This is a genomic window from Aurantiacibacter sp. D1-12 (genome assembly GCF_028858515.1).
In the GTDB taxonomy this organism is placed as follows: Bacteria; Pseudomonadota; Alphaproteobacteria; order Sphingomonadales; family Sphingomonadaceae; genus Alteraurantiacibacter.
Genome location: NZ_JAPJZJ010000002.1, coordinates 545,651 through 562,455 on the forward strand (window position 1 = coordinate 545,651; position 16,805 = coordinate 562,455).

20 protein-coding genes are annotated in these 16,805 nt (G+C 61.9%); 13 read left to right on the forward strand and 7 right to left on the reverse strand.

Translation table 11 applies throughout. From position 1 onward, the window contains the following. Window positions 1-3: 3 nt before the first annotated feature. Window positions 4-981 (forward strand): YeeE/YedE thiosulfate transporter family protein, encoded by a 978-nt coding sequence (locus tag OOZ52_RS06780; RefSeq protein ID WP_274697741.1) that lies wholly within the window; start codon window positions 4-6, stop codon window positions 979-981. Here the strand turns inward: OOZ52_RS06780 and OOZ52_RS06785 are convergent. The 3 genes from OOZ52_RS06785 to ung all read right to left on the reverse strand — a co-directional run bounded on the left by OOZ52_RS06785 (window position 978) and on the right by ung (window position 3,225). Beyond that, window positions 978-1,955, reverse strand: a complete 978-nt coding sequence (locus OOZ52_RS06785; protein WP_274697742.1) for a hypothetical protein — start codon at window positions 1,953-1,955, stop codon at window positions 978-980. The two genes, OOZ52_RS06780 and OOZ52_RS06785, sit on opposite strands and share 4 nt — an antisense overlap. Before the next feature lie 73 nt (window positions 1,956-2,028). After that, window positions 2,029-2,355 (reverse strand): TraR/DksA C4-type zinc finger protein, encoded by a 327-nt coding sequence (locus OOZ52_RS06790; protein ID WP_274697743.1) that lies wholly within the window; start codon window positions 2,353-2,355, stop codon window positions 2,029-2,031. A 186-nt stretch (window positions 2,356-2,541) separates the two neighbouring features. Then, entirely contained in the window at window positions 2,542-3,225 is a 684-nt protein-coding gene (gene ung, locus OOZ52_RS06795) for a uracil-DNA glycosylase (RefSeq protein WP_274697744.1), read from the reverse strand. An 80-nt stretch (window positions 3,226-3,305) separates the two neighbouring features. On the opposite strand from ung, the gene OOZ52_RS06800 reads away from it, so the two are divergent. Genes OOZ52_RS06800 through OOZ52_RS06810 form a run of 3 tightly spaced genes read left to right on the forward strand, consistent with a single transcriptional unit; the run spans window position 3,306 to window position 5,200 of the window. After that, window positions 3,306-3,923, forward strand: coding sequence for a ribonuclease D (locus OOZ52_RS06800; RefSeq protein ID WP_274697745.1), 618 nt, complete (start codon window positions 3,306-3,308; stop codon window positions 3,921-3,923). Between the two features lie 39 nt (window positions 3,924-3,962). After that, window positions 3,963-4,631, forward strand: coding sequence for an LPS export ABC transporter periplasmic protein LptC (lptC, locus tag OOZ52_RS06805; RefSeq protein WP_274697746.1), 669 nt, complete (start codon window positions 3,963-3,965; stop codon window positions 4,629-4,631). Further along, window positions 4,628-5,200: an LptA/OstA family protein gene (locus OOZ52_RS06810; protein ID WP_274697747.1), complete on the forward strand. Its 573-nt coding sequence runs from the start codon at window positions 4,628-4,630 to the stop codon at window positions 5,198-5,200. The genes lptC and OOZ52_RS06810 overlap by 4 nt, the downstream gene beginning before the upstream one ends. A gap of 1 nt (window position 5,201) precedes the next feature. Here OOZ52_RS06810 and OOZ52_RS06815 read toward each other — a convergent pair whose 3' ends face one another. The 3 genes from OOZ52_RS06815 to OOZ52_RS06825 are packed head-to-tail and all read right to left on the reverse strand — an operon-like array spanning window position 5,202 to window position 7,544. Continuing rightward, window positions 5,202-5,909 carry a hypothetical protein gene (locus OOZ52_RS06815; protein WP_274697748.1) on the reverse strand — a complete coding sequence of 236 codons (708 nt, stop codon included), beginning with the start codon at window positions 5,907-5,909 and terminating at the stop codon, window positions 5,202-5,204. After that, the gene (locus OOZ52_RS06820; RefSeq protein WP_274697749.1) at window positions 5,906-7,273 is read right to left on the reverse strand and encodes an O-antigen ligase family protein; all 1,368 of its coding nucleotides are present in this window, start codon (window positions 7,271-7,273) and stop codon (window positions 5,906-5,908) included. Before OOZ52_RS06820 ends, OOZ52_RS06815 begins: the two co-directional genes overlap by 4 nt. Next, window positions 7,266-7,544, reverse strand: coding sequence for a hypothetical protein (locus tag OOZ52_RS06825; RefSeq protein ID WP_274697750.1), 279 nt, complete (start codon window positions 7,542-7,544; stop codon window positions 7,266-7,268). Before OOZ52_RS06825 ends, OOZ52_RS06820 begins: the two co-directional genes overlap by 8 nt. A 224-nt stretch (window positions 7,545-7,768) precedes the next feature. Here OOZ52_RS06825 and OOZ52_RS06830 point away from each other — a divergent pair, with 224 nt between their 5' ends. From OOZ52_RS06830 to OOZ52_RS06850, 5 genes are read left to right on the forward strand one after another with little or no spacing between them, the layout of a single operon-like run. Next, the gene (locus OOZ52_RS06830; protein ID WP_274697751.1) at window positions 7,769-9,667 is read left to right on the forward strand and encodes an asparagine synthetase B family protein; all 1,899 of its coding nucleotides are present in this window, start codon (window positions 7,769-7,771) and stop codon (window positions 9,665-9,667) included. Between the two features lie 5 nt (window positions 9,668-9,672). Next, the gene (locus tag OOZ52_RS06835; RefSeq protein ID WP_274697752.1) at window positions 9,673-10,032 is read left to right on the forward strand and encodes a tail fiber domain-containing protein; all 360 of its coding nucleotides are present in this window, start codon (window positions 9,673-9,675) and stop codon (window positions 10,030-10,032) included. Window positions 10,033-10,079: 47 nt separating this feature from the next. Further along, complete coding sequence (locus OOZ52_RS06840; RefSeq protein WP_274697753.1) at window positions 10,080-11,027, forward strand: 50S ribosomal protein L11 methyltransferase; 948 nt, start codon at window positions 10,080-10,082, stop codon at window positions 11,025-11,027. Beyond that, window positions 11,024-11,893: a hypothetical protein gene (locus OOZ52_RS06845; protein ID WP_274697754.1), complete on the forward strand. Its 870-nt coding sequence runs from the start codon at window positions 11,024-11,026 to the stop codon at window positions 11,891-11,893. The genes OOZ52_RS06840 and OOZ52_RS06845 overlap by 4 nt, the downstream gene beginning before the upstream one ends. Beyond that, window positions 11,880-12,158, forward strand: a complete 279-nt coding sequence (locus OOZ52_RS06850; RefSeq protein ID WP_274697755.1) for a PqqD family protein — start codon at window positions 11,880-11,882, stop codon at window positions 12,156-12,158. The genes OOZ52_RS06845 and OOZ52_RS06850 overlap by 14 nt, the downstream gene beginning before the upstream one ends. On the opposite strand, the gene OOZ52_RS06855 is transcribed toward OOZ52_RS06850, so the two are convergent. Further along, entirely contained in the window at window positions 12,155-13,252 is a 1,098-nt protein-coding gene (locus tag OOZ52_RS06855) for a nucleotidyltransferase family protein (RefSeq protein ID WP_274697756.1), read from the reverse strand. The genes OOZ52_RS06850 and OOZ52_RS06855 overlap by 4 nt on opposite strands. 227 nt (window positions 13,253-13,479) lie before the next feature. Here OOZ52_RS06855 and rfbA point away from each other — a divergent pair, with 227 nt between their 5' ends. From rfbA to rfbB, 4 genes are read left to right on the forward strand one after another with little or no spacing between them, the layout of a single operon-like run. Continuing rightward, window positions 13,480-14,361 carry a glucose-1-phosphate thymidylyltransferase RfbA gene (gene rfbA / locus OOZ52_RS06860; protein ID WP_274697757.1) on the forward strand — a complete coding sequence of 294 codons (882 nt, stop codon included), beginning with the start codon at window positions 13,480-13,482 and terminating at the stop codon, window positions 14,359-14,361. Next, window positions 14,361-14,906, forward strand: coding sequence for a dTDP-4-dehydrorhamnose 3,5-epimerase (gene rfbC / locus OOZ52_RS06865; RefSeq protein WP_274697758.1), 546 nt, complete (start codon window positions 14,361-14,363; stop codon window positions 14,904-14,906). The genes rfbA and rfbC overlap by 1 nt, the downstream gene beginning before the upstream one ends. After that, window positions 14,903-15,751 carry a dTDP-4-dehydrorhamnose reductase gene (gene rfbD / locus OOZ52_RS06870; RefSeq protein WP_274697759.1) on the forward strand — a complete coding sequence of 283 codons (849 nt, stop codon included), beginning with the start codon at window positions 14,903-14,905 and terminating at the stop codon, window positions 15,749-15,751. The genes rfbC and rfbD overlap by 4 nt, the downstream gene beginning before the upstream one ends. Continuing rightward, a complete protein-coding gene (gene rfbB, locus OOZ52_RS06875) occupies window positions 15,744-16,802 on the forward strand; it encodes a dTDP-glucose 4,6-dehydratase (protein ID WP_274697760.1) in 1,059 nt (352 codons plus the stop codon). Before rfbD ends, rfbB begins: the two co-directional genes overlap by 8 nt. Window positions 16,803-16,805 lie beyond the last annotated feature (3 nt).

Genomic DNA, 16,805 nt, shown 5'->3' on the forward strand with positions numbered 1-16,805 from the left:
CCCATGCCTGACATGATCGGCGACACACTGCTGGCTTTGTGCGCGCTGGCACTCGCCTTTGTTATGGGGTTCGCCATCCGCAAGGGAAGTATCTGCCTGGTCGATGCCGTCGCGCAGTGGACGGTGAAGCGGAATTCGGGCCGTATCCGCGCCTTCAATATCGCCGCCGCCGCTTCCGGCTGTGTGATTCTGCCGCTGGCATGGGCCTTTCCCTCAGCGATCACACTCGCGCCGAGCCTGCCGGTCACCCTCCTAACGCTCGTTTGCGGGATCGCCTTCGGGCTGGGCGCGCGGATTAATGGCGGGTGCGCATTCGGGACGATCTATCGCCTGGGATCGGGGCAGGTTTCCTTCGCGGCGACGCTGGTCGGCTCGGTTGCGGGATATGTGCTGGCATCGTCTCGCATCGCTCTGCCCAGCGAAGGGGCCGTCACGTTCGGTCAGCCCAACCTGATCGGCATATTCGCCCTGATCGTCTGCATCAGCATCGCCGCACCCGCGCTGCAACGGCGCCATTTGCAGAACCTGCGCAGCCTGTTCCGCCGCAATGCCCGCACTCTGCGTCCGTTTACCGCGATGCTGGTGATCGGCGTGCTCGGTGGGCTGCTCTATGCGCTTGCCGGGAGCTGGACGCTTATCGCGGTCCTGCAATCGGAAGGCCGCGTGGCTGCGGGCCAGAGCAATCTCATGATCGATGCCAAGGCGATTGCGGGCGCCTCCGCATTGGTGCTGGGTGCAGTCTCGGCATCGCTGTTCAGCAGGCGGTTCAGCGTGAAGATAGGCAGCGGAATAGACTGGGCGCGCCATCTCACTGGCGGCGTGATCATGGGCGCAGCAGCCACCGGCATCCCAGGTGGCAACGGCACGATCCTGGTGTTCGGCATGCCCTCTGGCGCGATGAACATGTGGGCAAGCTATGCCGCAATGGTGCTCACGTTGATTGTGTCATTTTGGCCAATGCGCGGACGCAAAACGGCCTAGTCAAACGCCGCGCGAAATGCCGCTGGATCGTCCAGCCTAAGGGCAATGCGATCCACCATGAGGGGTTTGCCGAACAGGCGCTTCATCGGCACCGGGCGGCTGAGCCGCAAAGTGGTATTGGGTGCGCTCAGGATCGTCGCATCGAGCGTGCGCTTGTCCTTCAGCGTGTCGGCATCGAAGGTCTCGCCAATCGCCGCGATGGCGTCGCGATCAATAGTCAGGTCGATAAGCGTGCCCATGCGCACGCGTAGCGTCGTTTCGGTGAGCAGGAGCGGCATCAGACGCAAGCTCTTGGTCAGCGCGATGAACCACAACAGCCCGGCAAAAGTCAGCGCAAAAATCACCCACGCCACCGTCGGGTTCCACAGCACCAGCAGCAGGTGAACAACCCCGAGCTCGATCACTTGCAGCCCGATCAGAGTCGCGAGCATCGGCGTGAGGTAGCGGTGATAGGCGAAGCCCTGTGCGCCCTCGGGCACATCGGGCGGACGCCGCCAGACAAACAGCGCGAGGTGCATCATCCGCAGCTCGGTAAGATAGAATTGCACGAACGGACCCGGCGCCACTTCGGCCAATGCCGCGTCCCAGGTCGCGCCTGCGCGGCGGCTCTTTGCAACGCGCGTTGCGGCGAGAACAAGCCACAGAAGCACCGTCCCACCCAGCGCAGCGAGCAAGGCTGGCATTGTAAAGATACGCTCGCGCACCGCCGACGAAGCACCGACCAGCACTATGAATGCCCCCAATGCCGCAGCGCCGAGCATGGCAAAAACGGGGGGCTTGCGGTCTTTCGCCTTGGCAATGGTGGAGAGGCACAGCGCGTCGATCACGATCCACGCAAACAGCAGTGCCGCCAGCGTGGCATTGGCCGCCGCCCAATCGGTGTAGGTCATGAGCCGCGCGAGGCCCAAGGCGGCAAGAGTGGCAAGGATCACCGCGACATTGCGCGGAATGCGAGCGATCAGAGCGCGTGTCATGGCTTTACTTTAAGCGCTTCTGCGCGGCGCGAAAGTGACCATTTGCGAAGGGCTGTTGCAAGGGATGCAATGCTCACCCCGCACACCCCACGCAGCGTGCCACGCTGGGGTCGTTCTTCAGCCGCCCTTCGGCAATCTCCTCGCCGCATTTGGCGCAGTAACCCCATTCGCCTTCTGCGAGCCGCGCGAAGGCTGCCCTGATCCGCGCACGTTCGGCCTGGCGACGGCGCTCTTCGGCTTGCGCCATCGCCTGCTGTTGCATGGCGTCCATACGGCTGAGACGACCAACACTGTCCTGCTGCAGGGTGACGGGCTCACGGCCTTCGGCGCTTATCGCGTCGAGCCGATCCAGTTCTGCAAGGCGCGCTTCCAAGGCGTTGCGGGCATCGTCTTCGGTCATGGACGGAAACAGCTTTCCTACAAAGTACCCGCTTGTCAAAGCGATCACATGTTTACCGAGGCCATCATGTCCGAAAATCCGCGCAAGGTGTCAACTGCGCACGCCGTCACCAGGCTGTTGATAAACAACGATAAATCTTCACCAAAGCGCATCGTCACGATGTCAACTTCGTCAAGCGCTTCGCGGTCAGAGCGCCCAATCCACCGCGCCAAGCCCGTGCTGTTCCAGAAACGCATTGGTCTGGCTGAAAGGCTTGCTGCCAAAGAACCCGCGATGGGCCGAGAGCGGGCTGGGATGCGGGCTCTTGATCACGAGGTGTTTGTCGCTCGCGCCCAGCGCCGGAATGCGCGAGGCCTTGCCCTGCGCATGGCTGCCCCAGAGGATGAAGACGCAAGGTGCATCGCGCTCCGCTACGGCGGCAACACAGGCATCGGTGATCGCGTCCCACCCGCGCCCAGCGTGACTGCCCGCTTTGCTATCCTCCACCGTCAGCGTGTTGTTCAGGAGCAGCACGCCCTGCCGTGCCCAGCTTTCAAGGTTGCCATGATCGGGCCGTGCAAGGCCGAGATCGCTCTCCATCTCCTTGAACATGTTGACCAACGACGGCGGTGGTCGAACGCCTTCGGGCACCGAAAAGCACAGGCCATGCGCTTGGCCTTCGCCATGATACGGGTCCTGCCCGAGGATCACGACCTTAACCGCTTCGAGCGGGGTCAGTTCAAGCGCTTTGAGCCGCATACCGCGCGGCGGATAGATACGCTTGCCCGCCTCTTCCTCAGCGCGCAGCCAGCCGCCCAGCCTGCGTGCTTCGGGCATGGCAAGCGCGGGGTCGAGCACGGGAGCCCAGCTGTCAGGAATGGCATCACTCATGGAACCCGGTGTACGGATGGTTCTCGCGCGAAGCAAAGCCACCCTTCCCTCCTATCCCCATTGCGACTAAGGGACGGGCAATGACTGTACACTTTCACGAAGAAGACCTGCCCGCAGGCGTACTCGCGGATGGCCCGGTGGCCGTCGATACCGAAACCATGGGTCTGGTGACCTCGCGTGACCGGCTTTGCGTTGTTCAGATCAGCGACGGCAAGGGCGACGAGCACCTTGTACGCTTCGCCAACGGCAGCAGCTATGACGCACCGAACCTGAAAGCCGTGCTGGCCGATCCCAACCGCATCAAGATCTACCACTTCGCGCGCTTCGACCTTGCCGCTATCGAGCACTACCTTGGCGTAGAAGCCGGGCCGGTGTTCTGCACCAAAATCGCTAGCAAGCTGACGCGGACGTACACCGATCGCCACGGGCTCAAGATCATCGTCGAGGAGCTGCTGGGTGAAAGCATCTCCAAGCAGCAGCAAAGCTCTGACTGGGGTGCGGACAATCTGAACGATGCGCAGCGCGAATATGCGGCATCGGACGTGCGCTATCTCCACCGCCTGCGCGAAGTGTTCATCGAGCGGCTCGAGCGCGAAGGGCGCATGGAGCTGGCACAGGCCTGCTATGACTTCCTGCCGACCCGCGCGCGGCTCGATATCGCCGGATGGGCAGAACAGGACATCTTCAGCCACATGTAAGGCACCATGTGCCATGCACGGGCGTTAGAGATACAAGGTATGACACTCGCCGCCGACCAGATGCGCACCAGGCGCCAGGCCTTCGCCGCCCCGGGCAGCAAGCTCGACAAGGTTGTACGCGCGATGGCCGTCGGCTTGCCTGCACTGGTAGGCGTAGTGGCGGCAATGATGCTGATCACGCCGCTTTCCCCGCGCGGCGAAGTGAGCTTCCTGCTCGATCGCAACAAGGTCGCCCTGGCCGAGGATCGCTTGCGGGTGAACAATGCGATGTACCGCGGACAGGACACGCAGGGTCGCCCCTTCAGCCTGATGGCAGGCTCTGCCGTGCAGCAAAGCAATGCGGTACCCGTGGTTCAGCTGGAAGATCTGACCGCGCGTATCCTGCTGCCTGACGGGCCAGCCGTGCTGAGCGCGCCTGCGGGTACATACGACATCGACGATGAAGAGGTGGGCGTTCCCGGCATCGTGCAGTTTACTGCTGCCGATGGCTATGCCTTCTCCGCACGCAATGTGACGATTGACCTGCCCGCCCGCGTAGTGCGCGGTGACGGGCGCGTGACCGGCGAGCTTCCGGCCGGCAGCTTCTCTGCCGACTCCATGCGTGTCGATCTGGAAACCCGCACCTACACGCTATCGGGCAATGCCCGGATGACGATGGTTCCCGGCCAGGTCCGCGCCCCGCGCGGTATGGAAATGCCCGGACGATGAAAGAGACCAGAATGATGAGCGACATGACAGGCAATCGCCCCACCCTTCGCAAGCTGGCCCTGCGCGGCCTCGCCGCGGGACTGCTGGCTGGCAGCATTGGCGCGGTGGGCTTCGGCTCGATTGCGGGCGCGCAGAACATCACCGGGCTCACTTCCAATGCACCGGTGACCTGGTCCGCCGATAGCGGGCAGTTGCAGGACCGGCAGAACCGCGTGGTGCTCTCGGGCAATGTGATCATCCAGCAGGGCGACCTGCGCATGACAGCGGAACGCACCACCATCGCCTATGACGATGCAGGCGCGCTGCGCATCCTGCGGATCAACGCCACCGGCGGCGTAGTGGTGACGCGTGGCAGCGAGCGCGCGCGCGGCGATGCGGCTGTTTACGACTTCAACCGCCGGGTGATCGTGCTGTCGGGCGGCGTCTCGGTCAACCGCGGGCAGGACCGGCTTGATGGTGGACGTCTGGTGATCGACCTCAACTCCGGCGTATCCTCGGTCGATGGCGCCGGTTCGCGCGACGGTAATGGCCGCGTATCGGGCACCTTCGAGGTGCCGGAAGGTAACTAGGTCAGTCCGTGCAATCGCGCGGCCAGAACAAGGCTGCAAGATCGGCCTGCTCGGGTGTGTAGCTCCCGGCGACCAGCGCCAGCCGCTCACAGGGAAGCGAGGCGCCCGCATCCAACGCCTCTGCCAGCAGCAGCGCGACATGCTGCGGATCAGCAGCAGGAAGCGCCGAAGTGAGCGAGTTCGCCTGCCAGTGGCCCCCGGCCGCATAGCGCCGCGCCATCGCGCCGCGACCTTCGGGTGAAGCAATCAGCTCGGCGAGCAGCGCGTGGGTCTCGTCAGCCAACGCGCTGGTCGCAAGCAGGGCACTGATGCGCTGGGCGGCAATGTCATGCTGACCGCTCGATAGGGCGGCCCGGGCAGAAGCGTACTGCGCCACCGGCACCCGCCAGCCGCGCGCTGCGCTGGCTTCGAGTGCGGAAAGGGCAAGCACGCGGTCCTCCTCCAGTACCGCGGCAGTGGAAAGCAGGGCGAGATGCTCGCCCGGCAGCGGACGTCGGGCGATCAGGTTGCGGGCTTCGGTCAGCGCAACATCGCCTTGTTGCGCCTCGATAGCGATGCGCGTGCGCTGCTCCGCCGCAAAGCCGGACAAAGCAGGAGGCACCCATGCCGCCAGCTGCGGCGCGAAACGCGAGGACCTGTCAAGCTGGGCGAAGCTTGTGAGAACAGCCACTATGCCAAGCAGGAGATAGAATGGAACTCGTGCGATCATGCCCGCTCCTCTCGCTGGCGAACGAGCATGACGGCACACACGGCAGCGAGGCACAACAGCGTCTGGTTACGAAGCGGATAGTCGAGCAGCGATTGCGCGGCAATGGCTGCCAATGCCGCTGCTCCGCCCAGCCGCATCCACATGCCCTCCGCCGAACCGCGCGGTATCGCAGCGAGCAGGATCCAGATGAGCCACGCAGTGGCCATGGCGAGCGAGACAATGCCACCTTCGATGGCGATCTCCAGCCAGTCGCTATGCGCCCGGCCCGCCTTGCGCGGGGACACATGCTCGAGCGACTCGTGAAGCTGGAACACCTCGTCGAAAGTGCCCATACCGCTGCCGACAGGCCAGTATTGCCCGGCTGCATAGAGGCCATCCTCCCAGATCTCCGGACGGTCTGCCGCACCCGCCGAGGCAAAGCGCTCCACGCTCTCCGCCACGCGTCCGCCGCTGGCGTAGGAAGCGCCGAGCGCTCCAGTGGCAAGCAGAACTATGCCGACGCCCACGCCAAACAGCTTGCCCGGCCGCACCACGCCCACTCGCAGCAAGGCAACTGCACGCAGCAGCAGGATCGCGAGCGGTACGCCAAGCAGCACCATTCCCGTGCGGGACTGGGTCAAAACGACTGCGAGCGCGAAGAACATGCCGGTAATCGCAGCAGCGAAGAGCCATTGCGCCTGCCTTGGCCGTGGAAGCGATGCCAGCAGTGTCAGTCCGACCACGAACATCAGCGCTGTCGAATTGCGGTTTGCAAAGGTGGCATAGAAAACGTCGGCCTCGGTGCGCTCCCCATAAAGCAGGCCCAGACTGTTCGCGGTCGAGAGCTGCACCGCGCCTAGGAAAAAAGCGGCCAGGATGACGAGCAGGCCCGCCGCAACAAGCCGCAGCTTCGCCGGCCTCTGGAGGGTGCTCCCGATGACAATGATCGTAGCCGACGCCAGTGTCCCGCTAAAAGCCACCAGCGTGCGCATCGGATCAACACTTATCGGGAACCACCGGTCGCTGGCCAGCCCGGCGAGCGCAAAGCTCTCCGCAACCGGTTCGCGCCCGGGCAGCCCTTGCCAAAGGGACGCGGGAAGCGGGATGAGCTGGATCAGCGGCAGGGCAACCGATATGCTGACAAGCGCCACCAAGGCACGTGGAGCACTGCGCCAGAAAGCCAGTACCGCGTCACGGTTCACCGCCAACACAGCAAGCGCGAAGAGCTGGATAGCAAGGTTCCGCAGCCCGTAGGCAAGGCCGCCCCCACCAAGCGCGACAGCTAGAACAATCAGGATCTGGAGATGCAGAAGCGGGCCACCCAACCGCTCTGGTGAGGAGACGGTGACTACCGGATCAGCCTGACCGCCGGAAGAATCAGCCACCCGTGCCCGGCGAAGCGTTATTGCCGGGGAAACCCTCGTTATTCTCGCTCACATCACCGCCAATAGCAGCAGCAACACCGCCCAGGATCAGCACGCCGAGCAGGATCGCCCAGATGGGAAACTCATCGTCGTCATCATCGCCTTCAATGATCTGTGAAGGCGCCATATCGAGCGAGACGGATGCGGCTGCCGCACGGGTATTCGCCTCTGCAGCAATGGGGGATAGCACCAGCATGGTGGCTGCAGCGATCGCCAGGCTTTGCTTCAGCATGTCTCTTTCCCTTCAAATCAGACCCATATTCGTACTGCACCGCAGCAACGGATGCAAGCAAGGGTAGGCGAGAAGACCTAAGGCCGCGTTACACCGCAGCCGCAATCTCTGGTCGAGCCTCAATTCCCCCGACCGGCTATGGACACGATCTCCCCGGCCGCCCTAAGCCGTTTCGCAAGGTTATGCCCTCGCACTCGCGACGGCGCAGAGGACGAGAACGCCGGATGAGCGGAATTGCAGCGATACTGCACACAGATGGCCGCCCCGCCGGTGTGCCAATGATCGAGGCTATGACATCCGCCATGTCATACCGTGCACGCGACGGCACGGGTCGTCACCTTCGCGGCCCCGTGGCGCTGGGACACTGCGCCTTCCACACCAGCGCCGAAGACCGCGATGCAGCGCAGCCTCTTACCGGAGCGGACGGGCGCTTCGCGATTGTTCTTGATGGCTACATTGCCAATTATGCCGATCTGCGCACCGACTTGCTCGGGCGCGGAGTGGCACTCCACAACCGCAGCGATGCGGAGCTCTTCCTCCAAGCATACATACTGTGGGGTCCCGACTGCCTCGACAGGCTGGAGGGCGAATTTGCCTGCATTATCGCCGATCATGCCGAGCAAGCACTCTTCTGCGCCTGTGACCATGCAGGGCTTCGCCAGCTGCACTATCACTGGGACGGGAGGGCCCTTCTTGCAGCGACCGACATAGCGGGGGTGCTGGCGGCGCTTCCACAGCGCCCCGCCCCCAACCTCCCCTATCTCGCCGAGCATGTGGCGAACGAGTGGTATTCGCAAGACGAGACGCCGTGGCAAAGCATCAAGCGGCTGCCAAAAGCCCATTCACTGACTGTTGGTGCTTCGGGACCACAGCGCCGCGAGTACTGGCAGCTGCCGACCGAAGTCACGATCCGGCACGCCAACGACGCGGAGTATGCAGAGCACTATCGCAGCGTTCTGGTCGATTGCATCCGCGGCGCTTCGCGCAGTGATGCGCCATTGGCTTGCGATGTCAGCGGCGGCCTCGATTCATCGGCGATATTCTGCATTGCGGACCGGCTGGAAAAGAGTGGCGAACTTCCCGCCCCCGCTCTGCACGGGTTCACTCTCAGGGCACCTGAAGGAACGGCAGCTGACGAGGCGATGTATGTTCGCGCCGTTGAACAGCAAACTTCGCGGGTCATTACTCCCGTCGATCTGTTCATGCCCGGCCTGGACTGGTTCGAGGGGCAGGGAGAGGCTGACCGCCGGCTCCCATTCCTTCCCAATACCGTGATGATGCGCAACATGGCAGAGACAGCTGCCAGCAAGGGGTGCCGCGTCAACCTTGTCGGGCAAGGCGGCGATCAATGGCTGGACGGGCTTCCGCACCATTTCCGCCAAGCGCTGCAAATGCGCGACTGGAATGCACTTTGGCGGAACTGGCGCGCCGACTGGCGCGCCAAAGGTGCGATCTGGACGATCCGCGAATTTGCCAAGCAATCCGCGATGGCTCTGGCTCCCCCCGCTCTGCATGACCGGCTGAAGCGATTCCGCCAAACAATCGAGACAAGTGAGGACGATAGCGCTGCGCACATTCTCTCCGATGACATGCGCAGCGTTCTTGCTGAACGGCGCGCGGTGTTTGCAGCACGGTTCGCCGATATCCCGCCGGATGACCGGATCAAGCGCCTGAAACTGGAATCTCCGTTCCCCCTGCTCGTCTATGACATGATGAACTTGCAGGCATCACGTTCGGGCCTCGAATACCGCCACCCCATACTTTCGCGCCGTTTCCTCTCCTTTAGCACGGCCACTCCCGAACATATCAGGTGGCGCGGCGGGCAAACCAAATTCATCCATCGCGTGGCGATGTCAGGCGTGCTGCCGGACGAAATTGTCCGCCGTGACAGCAAGGCGCACTTCAATCAGACATTTTACAAGCATCTGCCGAAGATGCGGCAACCCATCCTTCAAGATATTGATAAGCAACCGTTTTCCACTCTTGTTGATCCGCCAGCAGTGAAGCGGATGGTCGCTTCCCCTTGTGCCCAGCCGTTTGACCGCGCGCCCATATGGACGCTATGGGGATTGTACGCATCTGCCGCATTTCTCTCGGAGAATTCCGCGGCACAGCAAGAGTAAGGCCGATGGAAAACAAGCGCACCGAACACAAGAAGACATATTCCCGCCCTCAGTTGACTGTCTTCGGCTCCGTCCGGAACCTGACCGGCGGCAGCCTCGGGACCGCCGGTGATGGCGGCGTGATGAATATGCTGATGTCCGATCCGCGGGCCAAAGAAAACGTGCAGCGCGTTGGCACACACCCTGCCGGCTTCGGACTTTACCTGTTCGACTACAAGCCGCAGTTCCGAGAGCAGCACGGTTCGGATCGCCAGTTCGGCGTTATGGCGGACGAGGTTGAGGCCATTGTTCCGGCCGCAGTTTCGCGTGATGCCAGCGGCTATGCGCGCGTCGACTACGCGCAGCTTGGCATCGTGCAAGCCTGATTTAGGGGTTTACGCCTTCACGCACATTGCCGAAGGGTGGCCAGATAATGGTTGGCATCCTTGAAGAGCATCTGGAATATCTTTCCACCACAGGGCGGCATGCGCTGTTCGCGCGGGCGCTTGGCCAGGTTGTACAACCCGGAGATGTCGTGGCCGATCTCGGCTGCGGTTTTGGCGTCCTCGGTTTCCAAAGTTTGGCGGCAGGGGCTGATCGCGTTTTCGGAATTGACCAGACTGCGGCCATCGAAATTGCCCGGGAAACTGCACGACGAAGCGGACTGGAAGACCGTTACACCTGCCTGCATTCCAGCACGTTCAAAGCCGAATTGCCCGAGAAGGCCGACGTACTGGTCTGCGATCATGTGGGATACTTCGGCATCGATTACGGTATCATCGCGATGCTGCAGGATGCGCGCCAACGGATGCTCAAGCCGGACGGTGCAGTGGTTCCCCAGCACCTGGACCTGAACGTTGCGGCGGTTTCATCCGAAGCATGCCATGACCTCGCCACGGCATGGTCACGCGCGCCCGTGCCGGCTGAGTACGCCTGGCTCGACACCTATGCCGCGAACAGCCGCCACGAATTCGAATTTGCTCCCGACGACCTGTGCAGCGCGCCCGCTCGCATCGGCCGTGTGAGGCTGGACGAAGACAACCCCGATTTGCTCGAGTTCAATTCAGAACTGGTCATCACCCAGCCGGGCATGATGCATGGCATCGCCGGATGGTTCGACTGCGAATTGGCCGAAGGCGTGTGGATGACAAATTCGCCGTTGGAAAAAGACGCAATCAATCGCTCGCAGGCCTTCTTCCCGCTGGCAAAGCCACTCGACTTAGAAGCCGGCAATCGCATTGGAGTCTCGATGCGTATCGATCACAAAGCGCAACTGTTCACCTGGACAATCCAGCCGGGCAACGGTGGCGAAGCGCAAACGATGAGCACGTGGAAGAGTACAATCCTTTCGGCCGCTGACCTGGCGAAGGGGGCAGAGTGAAACCGGCCTCTTCCTTCGTCCTTCTTGCGCCCGGCCCACAACGAGATCTGGCTACCGATCCTTACGACAGATGGCTTTCTCCCGACGACACGGTCATCGCGGAATTCTACCGCCACGCCGGAGACTTTCTTTTGCGCTTTCCCGAGCAAGCCGACTTCTTCATCACCCGCGATTTGCGAGATATCCGATGCTCGCCCGCACCGGACATGGATGAGGCTTCCTTGCAGTCGCTGTTCGAGAACTCCGTCCGCCCCGTGCTCTCGAATCACGCAGGCTCGCTGAATCTGCATGGCAGCGCGGTTAATATAGAGGGTCGTGCACTGGCGGTGATGGGCTATTCACGCCGTGGCAAGAGCACGCTTGCAGGCGCGTTGGCCATGCGCGGTTTGCCCTTACTGACCGAAGACGTACTGGCGATTTCCCGGACTGAAGACCGGCACATGGTCACTCCGCAGCGCGCTTCGCTCAGGGTTTTTGAAGATAGCGCTGCATTCCTTCTCGGAAGGCCGGAAAGGCCACAGAGCGAAAGCGAAAAACGGGATATCGCAAGCGGTGCCATCCCGGTGGCGAGCGCGCCTGTGCCGCTGGGTGCAATGTGCATCCTTGGACCGGGAGAGACGGAAGAACTCTCCATCTCTCCTATGCGCCAGTCCGACATCTTGGCGGAGATCATGCAACACAGCTTTATTCTCGATGTTGAGGACAAGGCGGCGCTTCGGTCGCATTTCGAACGGCTGGCAAGGCTGGCCGAAGCCGTCCCTTGCTACGCGCTTGACTACCCTCGCGATTTTGCCCAATTTTCCGAAACCGTCGACACAATTGCCGCGTACTTCCAGACCGAATGGGCCGCCGATGCAGGACAGTGACACGATCTCCCGCTCTGATGACGTAGTCTCCCGCGAGGTTGGTGGCGAAACGGTGCTGCTCGATCTTGGTCAGGGCACCTATTACGGGTTGAACGCTGTTGGCGGGCGTATCTGGGAGTTCCTTGAAGGCGGCGACCGCACGATTGGCGAGATTATCGCTCTGCTCACGGACGAGTTTGACGTTACTGTCGCGGATGCCGAAGCAGATCTGCGTGCTTTGCTGACCGAGCTTGAAGCGAACGCGCTAGTGAAACGCGCAGTTTAACGCCTCCTAGTCAGGCGCTTCGACAGCGCGCCAAGCATCCGTTTTGCGTAGAGCATGATGAGAGGCCAATGCGCATTTTCAGGATACCGGTTGCGGAGCGATTGCGCGTCCGGAAACGCATGCCTCCGGATCAGCTGCAGGCGATCACTCCACCGATCAAGGCTGACAAAGTCCTTGCGAACCCGTTCTCCAAGGGTTGCATCGGTAAGATAATGCTCTGTTGCATGTGGCCCTGACGCGGCGGCCAGCTGCGCAGCGATCGACTGCGGCAATGGTGCGTCCAGCAGAGCCGCTGCTCTTTGCATTCCGGCAAGACAACGCGCGACCAACCCGCTCTTGGTAGCGGCGGCAACCAGCCTTTCCCAGTCTGCCGGAGCGAACCGCCGCATCAGCAAAGCAAGGTCCATCAGCCAGATAAGCCTCTCCCCCTCGTGCACGCGCTCTCCATCGTGATAATAGCCATGCGTTGCATGCAGTGCCTGGTTGATCAGTCCGCGCAGCATCAACAGCTCCTGCGGCACCGTCTGCGCGGTGACACAGAGGCGCGGCAGGGCGACCGGCTCGCCCCAGAAAGCAACCTCGTCGAGAACAGAGCAAAGGTACGGGCTGCCGACCAGCCGCCAGTGCAGGTCGATGGCGTGGCGGAACCCCATTCCGGTGTCGAACACCCAGTTCTGCTGTCCGAAAGATGGCGGGCCCTCCGGCTTCAACCCAAGGCCGCGTAATACCCGTTCGGCGTCTTGTTCCCGACCTGGACGAACCAGAAGGTCGCTATCCCCGCGCCGCCGCACGGCGGGCGTTTCGTATGCTAGGTAAGCGACTGCGGCCCCCTTGAGCAGTCGCGTCTCGATCCCTTCTTTCGCAAGGGCATCGAGTACACGGACCAGCATCTCCCGATGTGATGCTTCCCACAGAGCCTGCAGGCGCGCCTCTTCCCGAACAGGCTTCAACGCCGACGCAGGCCATGCCGAGAGGTCGGAGTCGCCCTCGACGAGTGCCAGCGCGATACCGTGATATCGGATCATATCGGTAATACGCTCCGGCTCCCACGTGTCTTGCCAAGCAACGGTCTCACCACGCAGCAGCGCACTCAAGACAGCGACCCAGTCCTCCGTTTGTTGCGGACCAACCTGAGGGGGTTTTGATGTGATTTCGTTCTCCTGCACAACGCACGTCTGCACTGCCGCCCGCGCAATTGCCAGTTCCACTCCGCAACCTACTCGATTGGCAGGGGGAATAGGTTGACGCAGTATGAGCATGCCGCGATGTTGCGCCGCAGACACCGCAGTTTCAGCAATAATACCGGGAAAGGTCGGAGATTTTGCAGCGCAAGGGAATTATCTTGGCCGGCGGATCGGGAACGCGCCTCTATCCGCTGACACGCGGCGTCTCCAAGCAATTGATGCCCGTCTATGACAAGCCGATGATCTACTATCCGCTCAGCACACTGATGCTGGCGGGTATTCGCGACATATTGATCATCACTACGCCGCAGGATCAGGAGCAATTCCATCGCACGCTTGGCGATGGCTCCGGTTTTGGCATCGCGCTGTCCTATGCTGTCCAGCCGAGCCCCGATGGATTGGCGCAGGCTTTTCACATCGGTGCCGATTTCATCGGCGGTGACCGCAGCGCTCTCGTTCTGGGGGACAACATATTCTACGGGCACGGACTCCCCGAGTTGCTTGGCAATGCGGCCGCGCAGGGAAGCGGTGCGACTGTATTCGCTTACCGCGTCAACAATCCGGAGAGCTATGGCGTGGTTGAATTCTCCCCTGATGGCACCGCCCTTTCAATCGAAGAAAAACCGGCCGAGCCCAAATCCCGCTTTGCTGTAACCGGTCTCTATTTCTACGACGAGACCGTGGTGGACCGCGCGAAGAGCTTGCAGCCATCTGCGCGCGGAGAGCTGGAAATCACCGATCTCAACCGGAGCTATCTCGATGATGATTTGCTGCAGGTTGAGATCATGGGCCGCGGTTTCGCATGGCTCGACACCGGTACGCATAGCTCTTTGCTCGATGCCGCCAGTTATGTGCGTATCACCGAAGAGCGGCAGGGCCTGAAGATCTGCTGCCCGGAAGAGATTGCCTGGAGACAAGGGTTTATCGACGATGCCCGACTGGAGGAGATTGCCGCGCCGCTCGTGCAATCGGGGTATGGCGAGTATCTGATGGCGCTGCTGCGCGAAGGCAAGCGCTGATGAAGGTCATCGCCTGCGACATCGACGGGCCGCTGATCATCGAACCCGAGGTGTTCGGCGATGATCGCGGCTTCTTCATGGAAAGCTGGAATGCAGGCGCGTTTGCCGAGGCCGGATTGGACATTGCTTTCGTACAGGACAACCATTCGCGTTCCGACAAGGGGGTGCTGCGCGGCCTGCATTTCCAGAATCCGTGTGCCCAAGGCAAACTGGTGCGCGTGGTGAGGGGCGCCGTGTTCGATGTGGCCGTAGACCTGCGCCGGAGCTCTCCCACTTTCGGCAAATGGGTGGGGGTCGAGCTGTCCGGGCGCAATCACAGGATGCTCTGGATACCACGCGGATTCGCGCACGGTTTCCTGACGCTCGAGGACGGAACCGATTTCCTCTACAAATGCGATGCGCCCTACGCGCCCGAGCATGAAGTAACGCTGGCGTGGGACGATCCCGATGTCGCGATTGAATGGCCAACCGCCGGGCTGGACATCCGGCTATCGGCGAAGGATCGCGACGGGCGATCGCTCACCGAGATAGAGGCCTTGGTATGAAGGTCCTGATCACCGGGGCGACCGGCCAGCTTGGCCGCGCATTGATCACAACCGCACCGCCCGAGGCCGAACTGGTGCCCGTTTCCGCCGAGCAATGCGACCTTACCGATAGCGACGCTATCTCCCGCATGGTTGGTGACGTTGAACCCGGCCTGATCATCAACGCGGCTGCCTATACCGCGGTTGACCAGGCGGAGAGTGACGAAGAGACCGCACGCCGCGTGAATGCAGATGCCGTGGCAGCGCTCGTCGCCGCGCATTCGGGAAAGCTGGTGCACGTTTCGACCGATTTCGTGTTCGGCGGCGATTCCAGCCGCGCCTATCGCCCCGATGATACGCGGAGTCCTCTGTCCGTCTATGGACGTACCAAGGCGGCAGGCGAGGATCACTTGCGCGATACCGATCTGCTGGTGCGGACATCATGGCTCTATGCCGCGGGGGGCATGAACTTCGTGCGCACGATGCTGCGGCTTATGACGGAAAAAGACGAGGTGCGCGTGGTAGCCGACCAGATCGGCGCACCGACATGGGCAGCGGGGCTGGCAAAGACGATCTGGGGCCTCGTCAATGCAGAGGCTACAGGGACATTCCATCATAGCGATACGGGCGTTGCGAGCTGGTACGATTTCGCCGTTGCGATCCAGGAAGAGGCACGCGCCATCGGCCTGCTGGGCAAGAGTGTGCCGATCATTCCCGTTAGCACGCAAGACTACCCGACGGCGGCAAGACGCCCGGCCTTTTCGCTGCTGGACAGTAGCAAGACACGAACCCTGCTAGATGATGGCCACACTCACTGGCGCATGAACCTGTGGCACATGCTGCGCGCGGAGAAGGAGCTTGGCTAACCTCCTCATCACCGGCGGCGCCGGCTTTATCGGCGGCAATTTTGTGCATTTCTGGGCGGCACGGCATCCGGAAGACAAGCTCATCGTGCTCGACAGCCTGACCTATGCCGGCAATCGCGCGACAATTGCCGGTGTCGAACAGGCCGAACTGGTTGTAGGCGACATTCGCGACACGGCACTGGTCGAGAAGCTGCTGCGTAACCACGATGTGGATACGCTCGTCCACTTTGCGGCAGAAAGCCATGTCGACCGATCGATCAGCGGGCCTGACACCTTTGTCGAGACCAATGTAGTCGGCACACATTCGTTGCTCAAAGCTGCGCGCACCGCGTGGCTGGACGAAGGATCGGGCAAGCCGCACCGCTTCCACCATATTTCAACCGACGAAGTTTACGGATCGCTCGAACCGGACGATCCGGCCTTCAGCGAAACGACGCAATACCGGCCCAATTCGCCCTATGCAGCGTCAAAAGCAGCGTCCGATCATCTTGTCCGTTCCTATCACCAAACCTTCGGCCTCGAGGTGACGAGCAGCAATTGCTCGAACAATTACGGACCTTACCAACACCCGGAGAAACTGATCCCGCTGTTCCTGCTGAACGCGCTGCACGACAAGCCACTGCCGATCTATGGCGACGGGATGAATGTGCGCGACTGGCTGCATGTGGAAGATCATTGCCGAGGGATCGAGGCTTGCCTCGATAACGGTACCGTCGGGGAGAACTACAATATCGGGGGCGGCGCAGAACTTGCGAACATGGCGGTGATCGATAAGATCTGCGCGCTGGTAGACGAGGCATTTGCCGGGAACGAGGCACTGTCCTCCCGCTTCCCCAACGCGCCCGCCGCCAAGGGTAGCCCGACGGCCACGCTCAAGACCTTCGTCACCGACCGAATGGGCCATGATCGCCGCTACGCAATCGACGAAACGAAAGCACGGGCCGAGCTAGGTTACGCGCCCAGTTGGACCTTCGAGGAAGGCATGGTGCAAACGGTCGAGTGGTACCTGCAAAACGAAGCATGGTGGCGCCCGCTGGCACAACGACCTTAGCGG

What these genes read in the sequence shown, in the direction of transcription:
- OOZ52_RS06780 (WP_274697741.1), top strand. Translation starts at nt 4, where the DNA reads ATGCCTGACATGATCGGCGACACACTGCTGGCTTTGTGCGCGCTGGCA.
- OOZ52_RS06785 (WP_274697742.1), bottom strand. Translation starts at nt 1,955, where the DNA reads ATGACACGCGCTCTGATCGCTCGCATTCCGCGCAATGTCGCGGTGATC.
- OOZ52_RS06790 (WP_274697743.1), bottom strand. Translation starts at nt 2,355, where the DNA reads ATGACCGAAGACGATGCCCGCAACGCCTTGGAAGCGCGCCTTGCAGAA.
- ung (WP_274697744.1), bottom strand. Translation starts at nt 3,225, where the DNA reads ATGAGTGATGCCATTCCTGACAGCTGGGCTCCCGTGCTCGACCCCGCG.
- OOZ52_RS06800 (WP_274697745.1), top strand. Translation starts at nt 3,306, where the DNA reads ATGACTGTACACTTTCACGAAGAAGACCTGCCCGCAGGCGTACTCGCG.
- lptC (WP_274697746.1), top strand. Translation starts at nt 3,963, where the DNA reads ATGACACTCGCCGCCGACCAGATGCGCACCAGGCGCCAGGCCTTCGCC.
- OOZ52_RS06810 (WP_274697747.1), top strand. Translation starts at nt 4,628, where the DNA reads ATGAAAGAGACCAGAATGATGAGCGACATGACAGGCAATCGCCCCACC.
- OOZ52_RS06815 (WP_274697748.1), bottom strand. Translation starts at nt 5,909, where the DNA reads ATGATCGCACGAGTTCCATTCTATCTCCTGCTTGGCATAGTGGCTGTT.
- OOZ52_RS06825 (WP_274697750.1), bottom strand. Translation starts at nt 7,544, where the DNA reads ATGCTGAAGCAAAGCCTGGCGATCGCTGCAGCCACCATGCTGGTGCTA.
- OOZ52_RS06830 (WP_274697751.1), top strand. Translation starts at nt 7,769, where the DNA reads ATGAGCGGAATTGCAGCGATACTGCACACAGATGGCCGCCCCGCCGGT.
- OOZ52_RS06835 (WP_274697752.1), top strand. Translation starts at nt 9,673, where the DNA reads ATGGAAAACAAGCGCACCGAACACAAGAAGACATATTCCCGCCCTCAG.
- OOZ52_RS06840 (WP_274697753.1), top strand. Translation starts at nt 10,080, where the DNA reads ATGGTTGGCATCCTTGAAGAGCATCTGGAATATCTTTCCACCACAGGG.
- OOZ52_RS06850 (WP_274697755.1), top strand. Translation starts at nt 11,880, where the DNA reads ATGCAGGACAGTGACACGATCTCCCGCTCTGATGACGTAGTCTCCCGC.
- rfbC (WP_274697758.1), top strand. Translation starts at nt 14,361, where the DNA reads ATGAAGGTCATCGCCTGCGACATCGACGGGCCGCTGATCATCGAACCC.
- rfbD (WP_274697759.1), top strand. Translation starts at nt 14,903, where the DNA reads ATGAAGGTCCTGATCACCGGGGCGACCGGCCAGCTTGGCCGCGCATTG.